We start from the raw sequence: 18,826 nt of genomic DNA on the forward strand, positions 1-18,826 counted from the left end.
TCGACTGTTCATGCACCTATTGCACCGGTTGGCGATGATAGGTGCGATGGGAACGACTGAGACCGTCGTTGCCCTCATGGGGTCCCGGTAGCACTGGCTGTGAATCCAATGAAGTTGCTGCTGACCTGCGGAGACTCCTTGGGAACACGATCACGGCACGGCTGGCCAAGCTCCATCCGTGCAGATCAGACCCATATCCGTTGGATTTTCCGCCATTGCTAGCGGGACCCCCGAGTACGGAGACTGACCCCGCCCGGACGGCCGTCCTCGGCCGCGCCCGCGCAGTCACCGCCCGGCGGCACGCAGCAGCTGCACGCGGGCGAACTCCGCGGCGCACGCCTTGTCGACCCGGAGGCACCGCCGCGCGCTCGCCTCGGCCGCCGGCGCCGGATCGTGCCCGTACAGCCGCGCGTACGCCCCCGCGACCGCGGCGCACGCGTCCAGAGCCAGCAGCGTGGCCGCGCCCATGCCCAGCAGATCCGGCTCCGCGCGCACTCCGTCGGCGCCGTCGCTGGCGATCGCGTCGCGCAGCATCCACTCCAGGCTGTGCACGACGCCCGAGCCGATCTGGTAGCCGGCCGGGCGATCGGGGAACAGGCCGTTCACCAGCAGGGTCAGTTTCGGGTCCAGGTCACGGAACGGTCCGTCGCCGAGATATCTCGCCCCCGTGGGCATGCCGACGCGGCGGCGTACCTCGAGGCCGGCCTTCTCCATCAGGCCGATGAACTCCTCTCGTGCACGCGTCGTGTTCTCCAGCGCGCCTATCCTCCTCACCGGGTGCTCGTCCAGCAGACTGCCGATGGCCCGCACCTCCTGGGTGCGGCTGCGAAGTCCCAGCAGGGCCGCACGCAGGACCCGTTCCCGGTAGCCGGCCTCGGGGTCGATCAGGTTGCACACCTGGGCCGCGGCCTCGGCGACAACGCGCGACAAGGTCATGTGCGCGTACAGCGGCAGCTCGGGCCCGGAGAACGCCTTCCTGAGCATCGCCAGGTGGTCGGCGAGGTTGAGCAGGATCCCGCGGGCCATGCGATGCCCGTACGACCACAGATCCTGGCTGTGCTCGGATGAGGCCTCCCACTCCTCCCGCTCGGCCAGGTACGGCGAGCCCGGCCGCGGCCGCTGGGCGGCGCTCTCCACGCTGGCCAGTAGCGCGCCGAACTCCTCCCCCAGCACCTCGGCGCAGCAGATGACGATCGCCGGCAGCGGGGTGCCGGGCTCGGTCGCGGTCGCGGTCATCGCACGACTGTAGGGCCTTTTCAGGGCCTTTGCCGGAGTGGAGGAAACATCCGAGGGCGTGCGCTGCTGAGCCGCCACGGCCGCCCGGTATCGAGCCGCGAACTTGGGATACCTGTCCAGGTGCTTGTACGCCGTCCTGTGCTCGATCCCGGCCTCCTTGCTGGCCTGGGCCACCGTGGCGCCCCGGGCCAGTGCCGTGAGGAACCAGCGCGTGCCAGGGGACCCCGGCCGGCCCAGAGGGGTGATCGGCGACCGCAGCCCGATACCTGGCCGGCGACCATGTCGATGGACAACGGCAACAGCGACGGCACGTGCATCGGGTCGGAAGGGGCACGCCAGGCGACCACCCCGCCAATGCGCGCTGCGGCCTGCTTCACCAGGGTCGGTCTGTTCGCGACCTTCTGGGCCATGGAGCGGCGCCGAGGGTCACTGGACCGGTCGGCCGCGCGACTGGTGGACCCGAGATACGCGGCCCCGGGACTTCACCACGGCTGAAACGGTACAGACTCGAACGCTGCCGTCACGGCCATACTCTTGCATCCCCCCACTGCCTTGCGTCCAGCTCGCGTAGAGGCTGTTTCACCGCCACCAACGGGTCGAGCTGTGCCGGCGTCAGCGGCGTCCCCCGTGGGAGGTTGCCGACGTTGACCGGTGGTGTCCGGTTGTATCGGTTGAACCGGTTTCCCTGTTAATGGCGATGCGCCCGCTGCCGATGGTGCGTATCGTCTACCAGCGTGGCACCAATTCGTCTGGCGCTGCCAGGTGATGGACTGAGCGTTGAAGCTCTGGCAAGGGTCGCCCTGGGCATGGACGTCGTTCCACCTGCGCTCGCCGCAGCGATCGACCAGCACGGCGGCCACTTGAGGGTTCCACACGGCCGGGCGACTGTGCTGGTGGCCTGCGCCCCCGGCGACGCAGCGGTTATCGCACTCTCCTACAGTTGCCCCCCGGTGCGGCTGATCGGCGAGCTCGCCGATCTCGGTGGCCCGGTTCAGCGGCGCGCGGCCCAAACGCTCCGTGAGCTTGAACTGCTCGCGGTGGCCGAGCACGCACGCGGTACTGGTGTTGGCACCGCGCTGCTTGCCGCGAGCGAAGAACACCTGCGCCAGGGCGGCTGCAAGCTGGTGTTCGCCAAAGTCCGGCAGGGTGACCGCCAGGTGCTGCGCTGGTACCGCAGACGTGGTTACCTGCCGGCCACTCCCCACGAGCCGGTCAGGGTCAGCCTCGGCGGGGCTGTGATCACTTTTGATGACGGGGGCGACGGGTACCAGCTGGTGGTTAAATCACTGGACGCCACCACGCGCGTTGCGCGCATGATGGCCTCTGCTGGCAGCTATCTCACCGTCGCGCGGCGTGCCTCCCCCGTTACGCCGCAGGTCACGGGTCAATGAGCTCTTTGGTGCGCAGACGGCCTCCCCTCGCCTGCCGGGAGGGTGTCCAGGAGCGGTCGTCGGTAGACACCACCGGGTTCTGGTAGCCCAGGCGGAGGGGGCTGGCAGTGTTCCCGCAGGCAGTGCGGCCGACCTCAATCGGCGACTCATGTCAAGTCCTCCCAAGTCCAGGCAGGCGCGGGGGCGCCGTCGGGCTCGCGTCCAAACCGGTACCGTTCACCGGCCTGATCGAGGAACAGCGAGAACATCGCCGCGCCGGGTAGCCGTCGCGCCAACGTGGTGAGTTGCTGATGTGCTTTAACCGCACGCAGGCTCCGCAGCTGGACCGCCGGGCTCGACCGGTTCAGGGTGACGCGCGCGGCGGGGTCACGGGCCAGTAGCGCGGGGATCTGCTCACCGGCTCCGACCCCAGGAAAGATGTTCAGCAGTGAGGCCATGCCGTTAGGGACGTCGATGGGAGCGGCCGTGGCGGCGCGGGCGGCCAGTGCGGCGACCGGCTCGGCGGATCCCGCCGCGTTCAGGCTCTTCAGCAGGCCCGCCACAGCGATGACATCGTCAAGGGTGACATGCTTGGCGGGGTCGCGGGCGAGCAGCGCGGCGACCTGTGCGCGCATTCCGGCTTTGAGCAGGGTGCCCAGCAGCATTGTGACCACGGCAGGGTCGGTGATAGGCAGCCGCGCGGCGGCGCGTCCGGCCAAAAGGCACGCCTGCTCGTCGGCGCCCACCGTTCTCAGCCGGTCAATGAGCGTGATTACCGAATTGGCGTTGGTGAGGGGGACGCGCGCTGCGGCGCGTTCGGCCAAGACGACCAACTGGGCGCCCGGTCTCGTGGTATGCAGGCACGTCAGCAGCGACGCCACGGCATGCGGATCGCTGAGCGGAGTGTGCGCCGCGGCGCGTTCGGCCAGCACCCCGGCCGCGCCCGGCTCACCGACCGTCCACATGCTGTCCAGCAGCGAGGCCACGGCGTCGGCGTCTGTCCTGTGACAGCGAACCTTGAGTTGTGACAACGAAGTTTGAGCGGTCAGCTGCGACCCCCCAGTTATAGATGGCGGTTCCCAGCTGTTGTTGGCGGGAGCCTGGCGCCGAGGACGATCGGGTGAGGCCAGGCTCCGTGTTCATGCCCGCAAGTTGAGAGTTGGCCGCGTCCAGAGGGTGAGGTCGCTGCTGGTAGCAACGGCGAGGGTGAGGCCTGAAGGCGAGAATCCGGCGGCGCGGAAGGTGGAGTAGTTGGCGTGGAAGATGTGCCACCAGCCTTCTCCCGGCGGATCCTTGTAGATGTCGCCATCCGCAGAAAGCAGGACGCGGTCGTTGGGCCATTCGGGGCTGACGACGTCGATGCCCCAGCCGTCGGAGGTAGTGCTGTGCAGGCCGCCGCCGAAGAGGCCGGCAATGTGCACCTGGGTGCCTGCGATTGGCCCGAGACCGGAGCAGGTGAGGTCCGGGGAGGCGTCGGGCGTGCTGGTGTCGAGGTCGGGATCACGGTCTCGGGCAATCTTCTCGCCGGTGACCGCATCGAAGAGCCCATGGCCGTCATTGGAGACGACCATGACCAGATCTCGCCTGCTCTCTGGATGGACGGCGAAGCCGATGCCCAGCAGGCCGCCGATGGGCGTTCTGTTGTCCAGCACCGGCTGCCAGGGCGCCGGGGCCTGGACGACGGGAGCAGCCAGAAAGTGCTGGCGCAACCGTTGCTGATAGTCCGAGATCAACACATCTCCCTATGTGGCCGCGCTCCGTGATCAAGTACGACTCCGCCAAGTAAACCTGAGGATTTCCGCCAACTGCAGTTGGTCACTCCGGAGAATCGCGAGCTCAACCTTTCCTCAGCCGCCATGTATCGCAGGGGATCGCATCAGCGCGTCGTCTGGTTGTGGACATAGAGCCTGATCAGCCCGTAGGAGATCGAGACGTCGTGCTCATCCATGAGTCGTGTCCAGATCTCTGTAGGGCGGTGACCGTCCTTGATCATGGAGTCGATGAGGCGCTGGACTGGATCGATGGCCGAGGGGCGGCGGGGTAAGGGCTTGCGGGCCGGAGGCTCGGGGTTGGTGAGGGCGGCCTTGACCGTGCGCCAGGTGACGTGATGGCGCCTGACCAGGGCGCGCATGGACAGGTTCTCGGTCTCGGCATCGTGACGGATCCGCCGATAGAGCTCTGCCTTATCGATGCGTTTGGGCTTGTTGGAAGGGCCGGGTTTGTCTCGACCGGGAGCTGGGCCAGCGTCGGAGAGTGTCTTTCGCAGCACCTGAGGGGTGCGTCCGGATAAGACGGCGAGTCGTTCGAGACGCGGCTTGCCGAACCACGTCGGTGGACCGGCGAGAAAACCGTGCAGGTAGCTGGGCTTGAGGTGGTTGGCCCGGGCCAGACGGCGGATGTAGGAGCCGGTGCTCTCACCGGATCGGGGACGGACCAGGATCGGAAGCGGGATGAGCCGCTCGTCCGGGACGTTGTTCATCGGCTGGGGCCGGCCTTGGCGCGGGCGCGGGTGGTCTCGGCAGTGTGATCCAGCGGGACCGTGTCCAACCCCTTCCTGGTGATTCTTTCGGTGCCGGTGAGGATGGCGTCGAGGGCGGCGCCGCGGATCTGGTGGGACAGGGCGCCGATCATGCCGCCGGTTCGGTCGTGCAGGTAGCGGTCCAGGCCGGTGAGGGTGCCGGGCTTGTGGGCGTGCAGCAGCAGCGTCTGTTCCAGGGTGGCGACCAGGCCCTGCCATTCGGGACCGTAGGGGAACGGCTGGGTGGTGATGAGGGTGAAGCGTCCGGCGATCTGCGCGCCGCGGGTGCCGGACAGCAGGTCGCTGTGTTCGATGTCGATGCCGGCATAGACGAAGGTGGCCGGGATGCGTTCGGAGAAGTATTTGAGGGTGTCGGCGACCTCGGCGCCGGTGCGGCTGGTCAGCGAGATGTTGTGCAGTTCGTCGACCAGGATCAGCCCGCAGCGGGTGTCGGTGAGCACGCCCACGACGGCCTCGATGATGTCGGTGATGTTGAGCCGGCTGCGGACCGGCAGGCCGAGGAAGCGGCCGAACTCGGCGGCGACCATGCGGGCGGTGGCGGCGGGCGGGACGGTGATGTAGACGACCGGGATCCGGTCGCCAGCGTGCGGGTGACGGGCTCGATCCAGCAGTTCGTGGGCGCGCCCGAGCTGGGTGATGGCGATGGTCTTGCCAGTGCCGGCCGGGCCGGAAACGATCAACCCCCGGCGGGCGCTGATCGCGTGCCGGTTGAGCAGCACCAGGCGTCGCCCGCAGGTCACCGTGTGGCGGACGGCGGAGGTGGCCACCACCAGCAGCCGCGCGTGGTGGTCCAGCCGGGCTTCGTCGTAGGCGTCGCGCTCGATGCCGGGCAGCCGGGCGTAGTCGGCGGCGTTCAGCAGAGCGGGCGGGGCCGGTGGCTCGGCCAGCGACCGCCGCCATCCGGGAATGGTGGTCAGGTGCAGCCCGGACTGCTCGTCGGCGGCCTGCAGGGCGGTGCCGGTGAGGTGGCCGCGGTCGGTCACGAGCGTCTCCAGGGGTTTTCGAGGGGGTCGAACAGTCCCAGCGGGATCACCTTGGCCAGCGGCTCGTCTGCGATCTCGGCCGGGCCCTGGCCTGATTCGGCGTCTGCTTCGGCGGACGCGACTGGCTGCGGAACGGAAGGTGCGCTGGTTGTGGTGGCGCGGGTGCGAGCCGCGATGCGCCGGTCCCGCGCGGTGCGCCGGGTGCCGGGCTTGGCCGGTTGCTCGGGCCCGGCGCCGGCCTTGGCCAGCAGCGCGGCGACCGCGTCGGCGATTTCAACCTCGGTGGCTCGCGGCAGACTCTGGCTGACGTGGTCCCAGGCCAGCTCGCCGAACGGGACGGGGACGCGATGCAGGTGCTTCCACCGCGCCTCGATCCACTCGCCGTCGCCGTGGTGGTTGCGCACCCAGATCCGGGAGACGTCGTAGGGATCGTGATGGACCTCCCAGAGTCCCTTCTTGGCCCGGACTCCGGAGTCCTGGCGCCGGATCAGGCCGGGGCCGTCGTAGGTGCGGCGGCTGATCTTGATGCCGTAGTCGTTGACCGCCCGCCAGATGGCCGGCAGCAGCTCGATGTAATCGGTGCCGGTGAGCGCGACCGGGACGTAGCCGCAGGCCTCGACCAGCGCGGCGTATTTCTCATTCGGGGTGAACGATCTGCCCGGGTGGACCGGGTCGCGCAACCCGTCGTGCCTGCGGTTTTGCCACTTGGCGACCAGCCACTCATCCACAAGCTCCTGCAACTCCAGCAGCGACCAGAGGGGCTGGCTGTCCAGGTGCCGTCCGCGCCGGTCGCTGTTGCGGCCGGTGTAGCCGGAGACGAACTGGGCGAACAGCGTGCCCACCGAGCTCAGCATCTTCTCGATGTGGCCCTTCTCGAACGGCGAGCCCTTGTGCGCGGGCTGAACGTCGATCTCCAGGAACCGGCAGGAAGCGATGAAGTTGCGGGAGATGAAGACCTTGCCGTGATCGCAGACGATCATCTCGGGCACGATCACCGGCCGTGCGGCCGCGTGCTCCAGCCGCTCATCCAGGCTCAGCAGCCGACGGTGCGGCAGCACCGAGCGCGCCATGCGCAACGCCTCCACCCAGCCCGGCCGCATCAGCTCCGGGGTGAGCGTGCGGGCTAGCAGCACGCTCGCGTCGACCGACTTGGTGGCCGGTCGCAGCACCGCGGCGGTCACCGTCCGGGTCGCGACATCGATCATGCCAGTGAGCTCGACCTTGCCCGCCACGCCGTCATCCAGCCGGACCAGCACGTCCAGCGGGGTGGAGTCGATCTGCATCACCTCGCCCGGGGCGAAGGCGGGCAGTTCCCCGAACGGCGCTTGCGCACCATGAGCCCGCGATCTGCGGGTGACGGCAGAGCCGGTGGTGTGGGTGCCCGCGGTCAGCTTGGCCAGCAGCCGATAGAGCGTGCGCTGCGACGGCAGCTCGACCGGCTCACCCTGCTCGCGCAGGAGTTCGCCGGTCCGCCAGAGCAGGAACGACCCGGTGCGGGTGGAGGCGTCCACGGCCTCGGCGATGGCTTGCCGCATCGCCGCGACCACCCGGTCGTCCACCTCCCCGTACTGGGGCCTCTTGCGTATCGGGCGGTGGTCGGCCAGGCCCAGCACGCCGCCGCTTTCATAGCGGCGGCGATAGTTGGCCACCGTGCTCGCGCTCACTCGATGCCCGGCGGCCGTCAACTCGGCCGCCTTGGCCTTCTCCCGGGACGTCAGCGACCGGGTCGGCGCATACTCCGGTCGCGGCCCGGTATCGCCGGGCGCATCCGGTGGCAGCCCGTGCAAGACCTCCAGGATGTGACTCTCCCACCACAGCGCCTTCTCCAGCACCGGTTGGGGCAGCGTCTCCAGCAAGGACACCGCAGGCAGCGACACCCGCCCCGCGCTGCCGACGATCTCAAAGTCGTCATCGGCGAACAGCAAAGCCGGCGGCACCGCCCTGGGCTGGCCACCGAGCTCAGACAGCATCACCACGTGACCCGAGAGCGCCAGCACGATGCGGACCTGCCCATCGAACCGCACCCGCTCGCCGACCATCAGCCGGGCCGGGCGCGCCAGCCGGCTCACCGGCCCGCCACCTTCGCCGCGTGCACCAGACTGTCGGATCCCAGTAGTTGCGTGCCGATGTCCGCGGCCAGCACGCCCATCCAGAGCAGGTGAAACAGCACCGGCAACACCAGCAGCGGGTCACCCACCGAGCAGGCCCCGGCCCGCAACGGCGTCGGCTGCCCGAAGACGCGTAGGAGTTCATCGGCGACGTCTCGGCGATCACCGCAGCGGCGCCTGCGATAGCGGGCCAGCCATCGCATGTTGGCCATCAGCACCGGATCGGGAACCCCGACCCGTGCGAACTCCCAGCCCACCGACCGGCAGGCCCGCTGGCTGGCCTCGAATGCCTGCGCCGCCGCGTCGTCGATCTGGTCGTCGGCACGCACGTCGATGACTCGGCCGCGGCCGTCCGCCAGCCGGACGAAGTAGTCCGGGGCGTGCCGACGCCGGCGCACCCCGTCGTGCCAGTGCAGCCAGAACGGTTGCGAGGCAATGCCCCTCACCTCGGGATCGGCATCGAGCAGGATCAGCCGGTCGCGCTCCAGCCAGGACTCGTACCCGACATGATCGGCGTTCGTGACCGAGTAGTACCAGCCCGCGAAGCTCGTTCCGCCTTTGGACCAGTCGAAGGGCCGCACCGGCGGCGCCTGCTCGAACCGGATGTTCCAGCCGGCTCCCAGCGGTCTGCGACGCCGTACGCCGTCGTGGTAGAAGTCCAGCTCAAACCCGCCAAGAGCCAGATCCCCGTGATCAACCGCGAGTTCCTCCACCGTCACTCCTGACGACTGGCGACGCGTCACTCAACCTTCGGTGGCACGAAACTAGTGGTCATCAACCTTCGGTGACAATGATCAGCCTTCGCTGTCACAGGACAGCGTCATGGAGCGCCACGCGCGCTGCGGCGCGTGGCTTTGTCGGTGAGAACTGGCAGCGTTTGTCGGCCGGAACCGACAGCGCCTGCCCTCGACGGCCTTCTCTTGTCCCTGAGTTTTGACAGCGGCCGCCCCACGGCCGGGAGCTGGGTACACGTGGGCCGGCCGATCGAAGTGCTGTCGATTCTGGGCAACATCGTGCGGCGAGGAAGATCACGAAGTGCTGTCAGAACTCAGCAACATCCGCTGTCGCTGCTCACCGACATAGCCAGGCGCGTTCGGCCAAGGCCTGTACCTGCCCTGCCGCTGCGGTGTCCTCCAGGGCATGGAGCAGGGTGGCGACGGCCATCAGGTCGGCAAGAGCGACACGGGCCGCTGGGTCAGTGGCCAGCAGCGCGCTGACATGTTCGTCTGCACCGGAGTCGTGCAGCACAAGCAGGAGCCACGCCACGGCGTAGGGGTCATCAAGGTCGACCTCTGCGGTGACGCGCGCGAGAAAGACCTCCAGCGGGCGGTTGGCGTTCATCCGCCTCAAGGTGCCGGCGAATTGCCACATCTGGTCGCGGTCGTTGATGGGCCCGTGCGCGGCGGCCCGCGTGGCCAGCACGCGTACCTGGTCTGTGGCCCCGGCCTCCTCCAGCCCACGCAGCAGGCGGGTGACCGCGCTCTGGTGGGTGAGGCGGGCCTTCCCAGCGGGATCGCCGTCCAGCAGGGCGGCGAGCTCCCGGCCCGCTCCGACATTTCGCAGCGCGTTCAGCAACTCGGCCACGGCGGCGGGATCACCCAGGGGTGCCTGTGCGACGATGCGGCCAGCAAGCATGCGCATGTGCTGCAGGTACCTGAACGCTGACCGCCTAGTACCAGGGCCACCGAAGCTGTGGACGCCGCGACATGTCGATCAGCACTTCCCCGCGTCTAACTCGGGAGAGAGGCCAGGAGCACCAGCAGCAACGGGTCAAGCGCTGCGACGCCTTTCCCGGTCGTTGAACCGTGCTTCCCATCTGGCCTGAAGGCTCGCGTCCTGCAGTCGATCTCCTGCCAGGTCGGTCTCGGCGATCGCGGTGGCGGCGAGCCGATCGTGTTCCGGATGGCCCGGACGGATGCGGGTGGCGCCGTCGCCGTGCCAACCTGCGGCAGTGTCGATGTCTATGGGCACTAGTACCGACCCGTCTTCACACCTGACCGCTGTCCACACCGTCATCACCTCATGACTCCGTAGTGCCTCCGATAGTACGCCCATACCATCTCGGCGAGGTTCTCATCATCGTCCAGCAAGCGAACCAAGCGGCCCAACTGGCCAGACGCGCATAAAGCGTAGGCCTCGGCCCACCATTCCACCGCGTTGAGGTATCGAGGGTGCTGGATCCTTGACCTGCACATTCTCATGATCGTTTGCCATTCCGACGACTGTGACATCGCGTCAAGGCTGTCCAGCCCGTGACCCACTTCGTGAAGTACGAGGCTGGCTGAAACATGATCGCCCGTGCCGATCGCGATAATCCGGCCGGTGCAGACGCCGGGCACCTGATCCCACAGCACAGCGCTGCCTGGTTCGATCGGGTGGCCGCGCAGAAATCCCAGATTGTCCAGATCGGGAACGTATCCCACGCCGAGCCAGATCTCATCGAGCTCTTGGGCCAGGCGGGTGGCGATGTGCACCGGAAGTGCCGCGAGTTCGTCGACGGCGTTGATCAGATTGGCCGGAGGCAGGCCGTGAGCCGGGTTCCACTGCCGGCGCAGAACTTGCTCCAGGATGCCGCAGTGCCGGCGGCCGTCCCGCGGGATCGGATGGACATTGGCCGGATGGGGGTCGCACCAGGTGGCGGGAGAGTTGACCATAGCGTTGCTCATTCTCTCCCTCCCAACTGGTCACAGGGGACAAGATCGACCGTGCGTGGGCTCGAGATGTCAGTTCTCAGCCCTCATAGGCGGCGCGAGGACTTCGAAGCCGTAGATATCGCGCGGCTGTGCAGCGCATGCGCCATATCCGACCGGCGGATGTGCCCGGTTGGCGACCAGGCGGATCTCATGTCGCGCAGGGTCAGCCAACGCGGACCGTTAGATCACGAATCAGCAACAAATAGTTGCCTGCCGCACTACTTGCCCTACCTTCCGCCGCTATCTTCACGGCCTCCGCGTGGCCTGTGACTCGGCATTAGGAAGCACGACCGGAGGGCGGTTGATTGGCATAGCGGCCGTCGCCCCGCACGCATGCCCAGTCATCTCGAAGTTACCTAGGAGGCTTCTCGAATGTCCGGCACGAGGATCCGATTGGCGCTGTTGCTACTACCGGTGATGATCGCCGTCGGATGTGGGACGGCCACCAAGGACGAGACCACGCCGAGACCCGCTTCTCGATCTTCTCCTCAGCAGCCCCCAACTCCGAGCATCCCTGCGACTCTCACCCAGGCTGAGGCAGCCGACGTCTTCGCGCGCTATCAGGCGACGGCGTCGGCCAGCTTCGCGGCCGCCGGACGAGGTCTGCAGGCCACGGAGACCGGTGTGGCGCTTCAATTGGATCGGGGATGGCTGGACCTGGCCCGGCTGCGCGGTCAGAGGCCAGAGCGTCTGCCCCGGGCCATGGACGTCCAGTACTACATCCCGCGCCGCCAGTCTTTTGGCCCTGAATGGTTTGTCGCGGCCTACCGGAAGGACGGGCAGGCAGGTCACGCCCAGGTGGTGCTCGCCAATACCGACCATGGGTGGCGCGCGGTGATCGGCACCTGGACGCGCCGACCGCTGCCGACCATCGCCACAGCACCCGATGGGAGGGCGACCGCCGTAGGCCCCGACTCCATGGCGGGACTGCGCATTTCCCCTCGTCGTCTTGCCGAGGTGCACGCGTCGCTGCTCAGTTCGTTTGATCGGCGCGGTCAGCAGAGCGGCGTTCTGGCTGATGGCACTTACACGAGTTCCTATGTCGCCGCCCTGCGGGCGGACGCCGAGACGCTGGAGCGGGAATGGGCCATGAGACTGCGGGTGAGGCCGTTCCCGGCTGTCTACGCTCTCTCTACCACTGACGGGGGTGTCGTGGCGTGGTACGGCCTAATGGAACAGCAGGATTACCACGTCGCGATGCCGCAGGCGGGACGGATGGGTTTCACACGCGCCGCGGAGCGTGCCTTCACCAAGGGTGCGTTCTTCAGTCGGCATGTCACGGTGACCGCAGTGAGCGCGTTCGCTGCTGCCATCCCGCGCTCGGCGGCGCCCGCTCGGGTGCTGGGCGGCTTGTATGCGGTGACGGGAGTGCGAGGCAAATGAGCAGTTCCGATCTTGCCGTTGGTGGGACCGGTATGGGGTGAGATGCTTCATGGGTAGTGAAGAGGTCCGCAACGTGCTTGCGGCGGAGAATGCGATAGGCGTGCCCGAAATGTGAATCATTTTAACATTTGTCGGCTTGTCAGGCATTTGCCGGGCTGGTGAAATCTCGTCATCATGGGGCGACAGCGCCCATTGCCCTGGGGCGGGCGCGACGAGGTCCGTTCGGCGGCGAACGCCGCTTCAACCGGCAGGGGGCAGACCTGTGACGGAATACCCGGTGACCGAGTACGATCCGGTCGACCCCGCAGTCCAGGCGGATCCATATCCTATTTATGCCTATCTGCGTGACAACAGGCCTCTTTATCACAATCCCAAGATCGGCCAAAGCGGCGCCTACGTGCTGTCCCGATATGAGGATGTGACGGCGGCATGGGCAGACTACGAACGGTTCTCCAGCAGCCACGGGCCGACGGTTGAGCTGAAGAGCCCCCAGGCGCGGCGGCGGTCCGGCTTCATCTCCATGGATCCACCAGAGCACACAGCCATGCGTGCCTTGGTGTCACGCGGGTTCACTCCCCGCCGCGTCCAGGAGCTGGAGCCTGGGATCCGTGAGATCGTCCGGGGGCACCTGGAGCGTGTGCGTGACTTACCCACCTGGGACTTCATCGCCTACGCCAACAAGATTCCCATGGACGTCATCTCGGAGTTGCTGGGTGTCCCTCACGCCGACCGCGAGGAGATCCGGCGCCTGTCGGAGTTGTCGCTCAGCCGCGACCAGGCCGGTCAGGTGCCTCCCGCGGCGCAGGCAGCCCACCTGGACCTACGGAGTTACTACGCCTCCCTGGTCAGCGACCGACGCCGTCGTCCTGGACCAGATTTGGCCACGGCCCTGGTCGAGGCCCAGGATAGCGGCAACCATCTCAGCGACGAGGACGCCGTCTCGGTGATGCTGCTCCTGGGAATCGCCGGAAACGAATCAACAGTCAAGCTGCTGGGAAATGTCTGGTATCAGGGGTGGAAACATCCTGAGCAACGCCGTAAGGCATGGAAGGGGCAGATCGCGCAATGGGTTGAGGAGACGCTGCGCTACGACAGCCCCGGTCAGATGCTGGCCAGGATCGTCGCCAAGGACGTCACGCTCTACGGTGAGACCGTACCGGCGGGGTCGACGCTGCTGCTTTTGCCGGCGTCGGCCAATCGCGATCCACGGATGTTTCGCGATCCAGATCGTTACGACTTGGATCGCGATACCTCCGGGCTGACGTCTTTCGGGCGGGGGCCGCACTTCTGTCTGGGCGCCTCCCTCGCGCGTCTGGAAGCGCGCGTGCTCTTGGAAGAGACAGTCGAAGCGATTCCCCAGGGGTATGAGATCGACGAACCGGCTGCGCGGCGTCTCCTCTCTCCGACCTTCCGCGGCTTCACCTATCTGCCCACGGTGAACCCCAGCAAGTAGGTACACTGCTACGCTCCGGCGGCCTCGCACCATTCACCCAGCGATCCAAGCCGGCACCGTCGCTACGCCCCCATAGACACCCAATACCTCTGCGGGCGCTCCTTGGTGAGGCTTGTCGGGGTGCCAGTTCGGCACATACACCAGGCCGGGCGCAACCATCTCCGGGAACCCGGACATCAGCTCTTGCACCTGCTCGCGGGTACGCATCCATGTCGGGCTTACGGTGTCGCGGTAGACCTCCGCGATGGCCGCGCTCCTCGGCGGTGTGAACCCGTCGCAGGTGGCGTGGCTGACCGCCACATAGCTACCCGGGGGAACGGCGTGGCGGAAGAAGTCGATGGTCGACTGCGGCTTATCCTCGTCCGAAATGAAGTGCAGCAACCCGATCATCAAAATCGCGAGCGGCTCGTCCCAGTCGATGAAATTCCTGACCTCCGCATTGTACCGGATCTCCTCCGGATGACGAGCGTCGCCGCCGATGTACCGCACCCGGTCGGTCTCGGGTGCCACCAGCGCCCGTCCATGGGCAAGCACGACGGGGTCGTTGTCCACGTAAACCACCCGCGCCTGCGGCGCGATCTCGTGAACATTGCCATCACTGGGCAGACCTGCGCCGATGTCCAAGAACTGGCGGATACCTTTCTGCGCGAGGAAGGAGACAACTCGGCGTAGGAAGGCGCGGTTCGCCCGGCTGGCCAAAGGGAAGTAGGGAGTTATCTTGGCAAGCTTCTCGCCCGCCTCTCGATCAGCTGGGAAGTAATGCCTGCCACCAAGCATCCAGTTATAAACACGGGCGGCGTGAGCCCGTGTCGTATCAACGCCGGCGGCCCAATCTGTCTGTCCCACGAAACCCCCTCGAAGTACGCCACGGTCGAAGCCATGAGGATATTCGGAGTCTTCAGCACTCGTCGTCGATCCTCGATGCCAACCGAGGTTCCACTGGCAGCGGCGGCCAGCGTTGCCCACCTACGCTGACACGGCGGATCCAGTAGGTCCACATGTTTCCGGACGCCCCAAAGGGCGAACAAGTGGCTATTTCGGGTCGGCGGATGCCGTAGCACGGGCAGACAGGCCGTGACGGGCCACTGAGAATGATAGATGCCCAGGTCAATACCGGTATGGAAGCACGCGACTAGGCTGCGAAGCCGTCTCGTCCCGACTTAACGGAGTCATAGTGCAGTTCCTGTGGCTCACGGCCATTACCTCGAAGCAGACAGCACAGATACTGATGTGCCTCCACGTCGAGGCAACCGGCGAACTGGTGCCCAGGCGTACCAAGGTGCCGTCGGTATGCCACTTCAAGGACATAGTCGCGGCGCACCAGATCTTCCACGCTGTCGACCGTCGCGCCGGAGAACTCCTCGGCCCAATGCCGGCGGACGAACGCCAGCAGGTTGACGGCGATTTCAGAGGGCATCGCACGGAGCCGCATGTGCGGGCCGTCGTGATGACAGCGGGGAGGCACGGCGGGCTCGCGCCTACCCGCCGCCCGCAGGATACCCATGACGGTGATCTCCACAGGATGACCGAGCGTCAGTCCGCTGAGCGAGCGCTTGGCGTCCAGGAGATCGGCCGGTCGGGGCACATACCTGGCGACGGGGACATCACGATGTGCCTGCAACGCCTCCACCTCCCGTTCCGCCAGGTCCGCAGGCAGTGCGCGGCGATAGGCAGCCATGATGTCGTCTAACGGGAACAGTTGCCCATAGGTCTCGCAACGCCCCGCGGTGATGCGCCATCGATCGTGGCGGACATCGCCGTCCTTGACATAGTTCTCTGTGGTCACACTGTAGATGCGTCGTGCGCGACCTGCCTTTCGGCACCACCGTATGGCCTGGGGCTGCAAAAGTGTGAACTGCGTATAGGGCACCAACCCCCGCAGCACGGCATGTGCTTTCCGGGAGCCGGCTCCATGACCGGGTCTTGTATATGCCCTGCGCGGCTTGGCACCCTCCCACAGGGGGGCGCCAGTCGCAGACGACTGCTGGCTCGCAGCGTCCCCCGATGCATGCGGCTCTTGCGGCAGCAGGTCATCGTCCAGGGCATTCCAAGGGTTCAGCAACGGATGTTGAATGCTGCCCCCATGGATTACCGCCTCTTGCCATCTCCGCAGCCGGTAGCCATGCCAGAAGATGGCGCCTTCAGCCATCACATCGCTGATAGGCCGTCGGTAGATTCCGTGCATGACCCGGTCGTCGGAGATCCAGACTCCTGGCAACGCCACCTCGCGACCCGATGGGCCTCGCATGTCCGACTGCTGCACCCAATCGACCACGACACCTCCCCCTACTCGTATCTTCGAACGCTGAACAGGTGGATCACTCTCGTCATTTTACGAAGGAATGTCAATTAGGATGCACAGTCTCACCGGATTGCGCTAGTTTGTGAGCGACCGAAAAGAGGGGGTGGGTAGTTCCGTGCCGGAGGCCGTACAGCCGCTCGGGTGTCCAGCTCTCGGATCCGGGTCAGGTCCGTCCGTTTCACGGCCACCGGAGGTGCGCACTAGGAGGCCCCACCCCTGGAGGAGCCGGGCGACACGGACATGTCCCGGTTGGTTTTGTTCGCGAGCTGTAGCCGCGAATGTTCATGAGTTCTGACGGCACTGGGGAGCGAAATCGTGATCAATTCTCGCGAAAGTGACCGCGCCTCGCGGGACCTTTGCCGGTGCGCCGGGCCGCGCCCAGGGGCCTGCGGTTAGAGTCCCAGCCGCCAGTCGTTGCAGCGCATGATGTTCCCAGGCGGATACTCGATGTCGGCTTCACCGAGCAGTGTGAAGCCGGCCTCGCGGCAGACCGCGTTGGAGGCGGGGTGGTCGGCGGCCGGGAAGGCATGCAGGTGGACGTGCCGGTGCTGGGCCCGGGCAAGCGCGGCGATGGCCCTGGCGGCGGCGGTTGCGATGCCGCGTCGCTGGAAGTCGGGCAGGACGTGCCAGCCTGACTCGTAGACCAGCCCGTGCTGCCAGGGCCGTTCCCAATAGCCGATGATGCCGGCGCGCCGGCCGTCTGGCAGGACCACGGCGAGCATCTGCCCGGCTCCGGGTTCCTTGAGTTGAAGGTAGCGGTGGTGCCGGTCCAGGAGCCGGGCCTCGGTCTCCGGGCCGCCGAGGTGCGCCGTCATCTCCGGCGTGTTGGCTCCTCGCAGGAGGTTGAGGTCGGCCTGCGTCCATGCCTCAAGCCGGATGGCCGGCGCGCTGTCGTGCATGCGGGCGACGGTAGCCCATGCCACTGACATCGGGGCCGTTGCGGCGCTGGCGGCCGGAGTGTCAGTGCCGGACGAAGAGGTCCTTTCCGCCGCTGGCGCCGAGGAGGAAGGTGAAGCGTTCCAGGTCGGCGCGGAGGGCGTCCAAGCGGAGGCGGGGTGGTCGATGTAGGCCGGGGACGGCGGGGAGATCGTGGCTGGGTCGGCGGCGGTAAGCCATCGGGCGATGAGCTGGAGGGACTCGGCGAGGTCGGTGGCGGTGCCGGTCTGGGGCCTTGGCCGTGTGCTGGGCGGCGCGGGTGGGGGCGAGGCGGTAGGAGTCGGTGCCGGTCTCGATGATGTTGCCGCCGGAGGTAAGGCGGTCGATGATGCCGACGCTGGCCGTATCGTCCGCCGGTCAACCCGGTACTTCTTCTCCATCCCGCGCCCGACATCCCCGCACGGGCATCCCGGCGGATCGCGCCGTACAGATCAGCAATCAGTAGGCGAGCATGCCGGATCGCCAGGGCATCTCATCGCGGCAAAGAAGCTGACTACCCAGACAGGGACTAATCGAATTCCTTCGGTTGATCAAGCGACAACCCCGAGCGGAATTCGATCAGGAAGTCTCGCGTCTCCTCCGGCGGGATGGCCGAAACCCCCAGCGCAACGAATGTCTGGTGATAGGCGTCAGCCTCTGACTGGTCACTGATGATCTCATCTCTGTCGAAGCGATGGACGCACAGCACATCCGGCGCGTCGGCATACCGGTAGAGGGTGAAGCTTGCCTCACGTGGCACGAACTGGCAGTCGTAGGGTGCTATTTGCAGCGTCACCCGCCCCTTGGTAGCGGCGATCAGCGCGTCAAGTTGATCTATACGCTCATCCCCCGCCACCAGCTGCCTATGGAGAACGCTCTCGTCGAGGATCGCCCACAGCCGCGGCGCGTCCTCTCCTTCCAGCAACCGCTGACGCTGCATGGCTGCGCGGGCACCGAACTGGAGCCGTGCCTGGGAGGGGTCGTCATATCGGCAAGCCCGGCACGCGGCTAAGGCGTACTGATACGTCTGAAGCAAGGCCGGCACGAAGTGTGCCTGATATGTGTAGATCATCTGAGCCCCCGCCTCCAGACGCGCGGTAGTAGAGAACCACAAAGGTATTTCCGGCGCATCCCACCATTGCGGCTCGTGCTCTCCCCGAGCCAGACGCATCACGCTGTCTCGCTGGCAGGGAACCGATACCCCGTAGGCGGTGAGCAGCGCCTCCACCACCTCCGCCGTACCTTCTCCGGCTTCGACAGCCTCCACAGCCGATCGGCCGATTCCCGACTGCTCACCGGCGTCATCAAGCGACAAGGCCTGGGCCTCACGCAACAGCGACAACCTGCGCCCGACGATGGCCTGTGACGGGGCGCCCGGATATGTGGGGCCAGGCGCGAACTGCGGGGACAGCGAGGTCCGCCTGGACACGGCGACGTCATGTGTGGAAGTACCTAGATGCTCTGCCCGACGCGCAATCCTCGTCAGATCCGCGATCGTGCGCAAGACATAATCGGACAGGCCGACCAGGTCTCCGAAAATCTGCGCCCGTAGATGTTCGCCTGAGGCGAGCTGCTCAGGGGGGCCGCCAGCCAACCAGCCGAGCTCTACGCCAAAGAATGCCGCCAGCGGACGCAGCGTCATCATCTGCGGATTGGGGTTCTTGCCCGACTTGATCAGGCTGATGGTGTATCGAGAAAGACCTGTGGCGCGGGCCGCATCCCCGATCTGCACCTTCTTCCCATCGGGCCGTCGGTGAGTCTCGAACAGGTGCGTCAGTCGCGTAGCTATGGTGTCCAACCTGGGCGGAGGCTCATCCTTCGTCCCCACTGTGACTCCTCCCTCG

General features: G+C 66.7%; 16 protein-coding genes. 3 read left to right on the forward strand and 13 right to left on the reverse strand.

Annotated elements, in window-relative coordinates:
* Positions 1–285 precede the first annotated feature (285 nt).
* On the reverse strand, positions 286–1,236 hold the full coding sequence (locus tag DQ384_RS36615; protein WP_114033477.1) for a hypothetical protein: 951 nt from the start codon (positions 1,234–1,236) through the stop codon (positions 286–288).
* 734 nt (positions 1,237–1,970) lie between these two features.
* Here DQ384_RS36615 and DQ384_RS36620 point away from each other — a divergent pair.
* On the forward strand, positions 1,971–2,627 hold the full coding sequence (locus tag DQ384_RS36620; RefSeq protein ID WP_147269024.1) for a GNAT family N-acetyltransferase: 657 nt from the start codon (positions 1,971–1,973) through the stop codon (positions 2,625–2,627).
* A 146-nt stretch (positions 2,628–2,773) separates the two neighbouring features.
* Here DQ384_RS36620 and DQ384_RS36625 read toward each other — a convergent pair whose 3' ends face one another.
* The 8 genes from DQ384_RS36625 to DQ384_RS36665 form a co-directional block, all read right to left on the reverse strand.
* Positions 2,774–3,592, reverse strand: coding sequence for a hypothetical protein (locus tag DQ384_RS36625; RefSeq protein ID WP_114033479.1), 819 nt, complete (start codon positions 3,590–3,592; stop codon positions 2,774–2,776).
* A 153-nt stretch (positions 3,593–3,745) separates the two neighbouring features.
* On the reverse strand, positions 3,746–4,339 hold the full coding sequence (locus DQ384_RS36630) for a hypothetical protein (RefSeq protein ID WP_114033508.1): 594 nt from the start codon (positions 4,337–4,339) through the stop codon (positions 3,746–3,748).
* 143 nt (positions 4,340–4,482) lie between these two features.
* Positions 4,483–5,085 carry a TniQ family protein gene (locus DQ384_RS36635; RefSeq protein ID WP_114033480.1) on the reverse strand — a complete coding sequence of 201 codons (603 nt, stop codon included), beginning with the start codon at positions 5,083–5,085 and terminating at the stop codon, positions 4,483–4,485.
* Positions 5,082–6,128, reverse strand: coding sequence for a TniB family NTP-binding protein (locus tag DQ384_RS36640; RefSeq protein ID WP_220183330.1), 1,047 nt, complete (start codon positions 6,126–6,128; stop codon positions 5,082–5,084). Before DQ384_RS36640 ends, DQ384_RS36635 begins: the two co-directional genes overlap by 4 nt.
* Positions 6,125–8,167, reverse strand: a complete 2,043-nt coding sequence (locus DQ384_RS36645) for an integrase (protein WP_220183331.1) — start codon at positions 8,165–8,167, stop codon at positions 6,125–6,127. The genes DQ384_RS36640 and DQ384_RS36645 overlap by 4 nt, the downstream gene beginning before the upstream one ends.
* 26 nt (positions 8,168–8,193) lie before the next feature.
* Positions 8,194–8,949, reverse strand: coding sequence for a TnsA-like heteromeric transposase endonuclease subunit (locus DQ384_RS36650; protein ID WP_220183332.1), 756 nt, complete (start codon positions 8,947–8,949; stop codon positions 8,194–8,196).
* A 358-nt stretch (positions 8,950–9,307) separates the two neighbouring features.
* Positions 9,308–9,877 carry a hypothetical protein gene (locus DQ384_RS40655; protein WP_147269025.1) on the reverse strand — a complete coding sequence of 190 codons (570 nt, stop codon included), beginning with the start codon at positions 9,875–9,877 and terminating at the stop codon, positions 9,308–9,310.
* A 374-nt stretch (positions 9,878–10,251) separates the two neighbouring features.
* Positions 10,252–10,902 (reverse strand): hypothetical protein, encoded by a 651-nt coding sequence (locus DQ384_RS36665; RefSeq protein WP_147269026.1) that lies wholly within the window; start codon positions 10,900–10,902, stop codon positions 10,252–10,254.
* A gap of 399 nt (positions 10,903–11,301) precedes the next feature.
* Between DQ384_RS36665 and DQ384_RS36670 the strand changes: the two genes are divergently transcribed.
* Together DQ384_RS36670 and DQ384_RS36675 are read left to right on the forward strand one after the other, a co-directional pair.
* On the forward strand, positions 11,302–12,312 hold the full coding sequence (locus DQ384_RS36670; protein WP_114033486.1) for a DUF8094 domain-containing protein: 1,011 nt from the start codon (positions 11,302–11,304) through the stop codon (positions 12,310–12,312).
* 277 nt (positions 12,313–12,589) lie between these two features.
* A complete protein-coding gene (locus DQ384_RS36675; protein WP_220183333.1) occupies positions 12,590–13,765 on the forward strand; it encodes a cytochrome P450 in 1,176 nt (391 codons plus the stop codon).
* Positions 13,766–13,798: 33 nt separating this feature from the next.
* Here DQ384_RS36675 and DQ384_RS36680 read toward each other — a convergent pair whose 3' ends face one another.
* The 4 genes from DQ384_RS36680 to DQ384_RS36695 form a co-directional block, all read right to left on the reverse strand.
* Positions 13,799–14,611 carry an SAM-dependent methyltransferase gene (locus DQ384_RS36680; RefSeq protein ID WP_181871611.1) on the reverse strand — a complete coding sequence of 271 codons (813 nt, stop codon included), beginning with the start codon at positions 14,609–14,611 and terminating at the stop codon, positions 13,799–13,801.
* Positions 14,612–14,897: 286 nt separating this feature from the next.
* Entirely contained in the window at positions 14,898–15,551 is a 654-nt protein-coding gene (locus DQ384_RS40660) for a hypothetical protein (RefSeq protein ID WP_147269027.1), read from the reverse strand.
* A gap of 908 nt (positions 15,552–16,459) precedes the next feature.
* Positions 16,460–16,966 carry a GNAT family N-acetyltransferase gene (locus DQ384_RS36690; RefSeq protein WP_114033490.1) on the reverse strand — a complete coding sequence of 169 codons (507 nt, stop codon included), beginning with the start codon at positions 16,964–16,966 and terminating at the stop codon, positions 16,460–16,462.
* A 545-nt stretch (positions 16,967–17,511) separates the two neighbouring features.
* Complete coding sequence (locus DQ384_RS36695) at positions 17,512–18,714, reverse strand: helix-turn-helix domain-containing protein (RefSeq protein ID WP_147269028.1); 1,203 nt, start codon at positions 18,712–18,714, stop codon at positions 17,512–17,514.
* Between the last annotated feature and the right edge of the window lie 112 nt (positions 18,715–18,826).

The organism is Sphaerisporangium album, assembly GCF_003323745.1.
In the GTDB taxonomy this organism is placed as follows: domain Bacteria; phylum Actinomycetota; class Actinomycetes; order Streptosporangiales; family Streptosporangiaceae; genus Sphaerisporangium; species Sphaerisporangium album.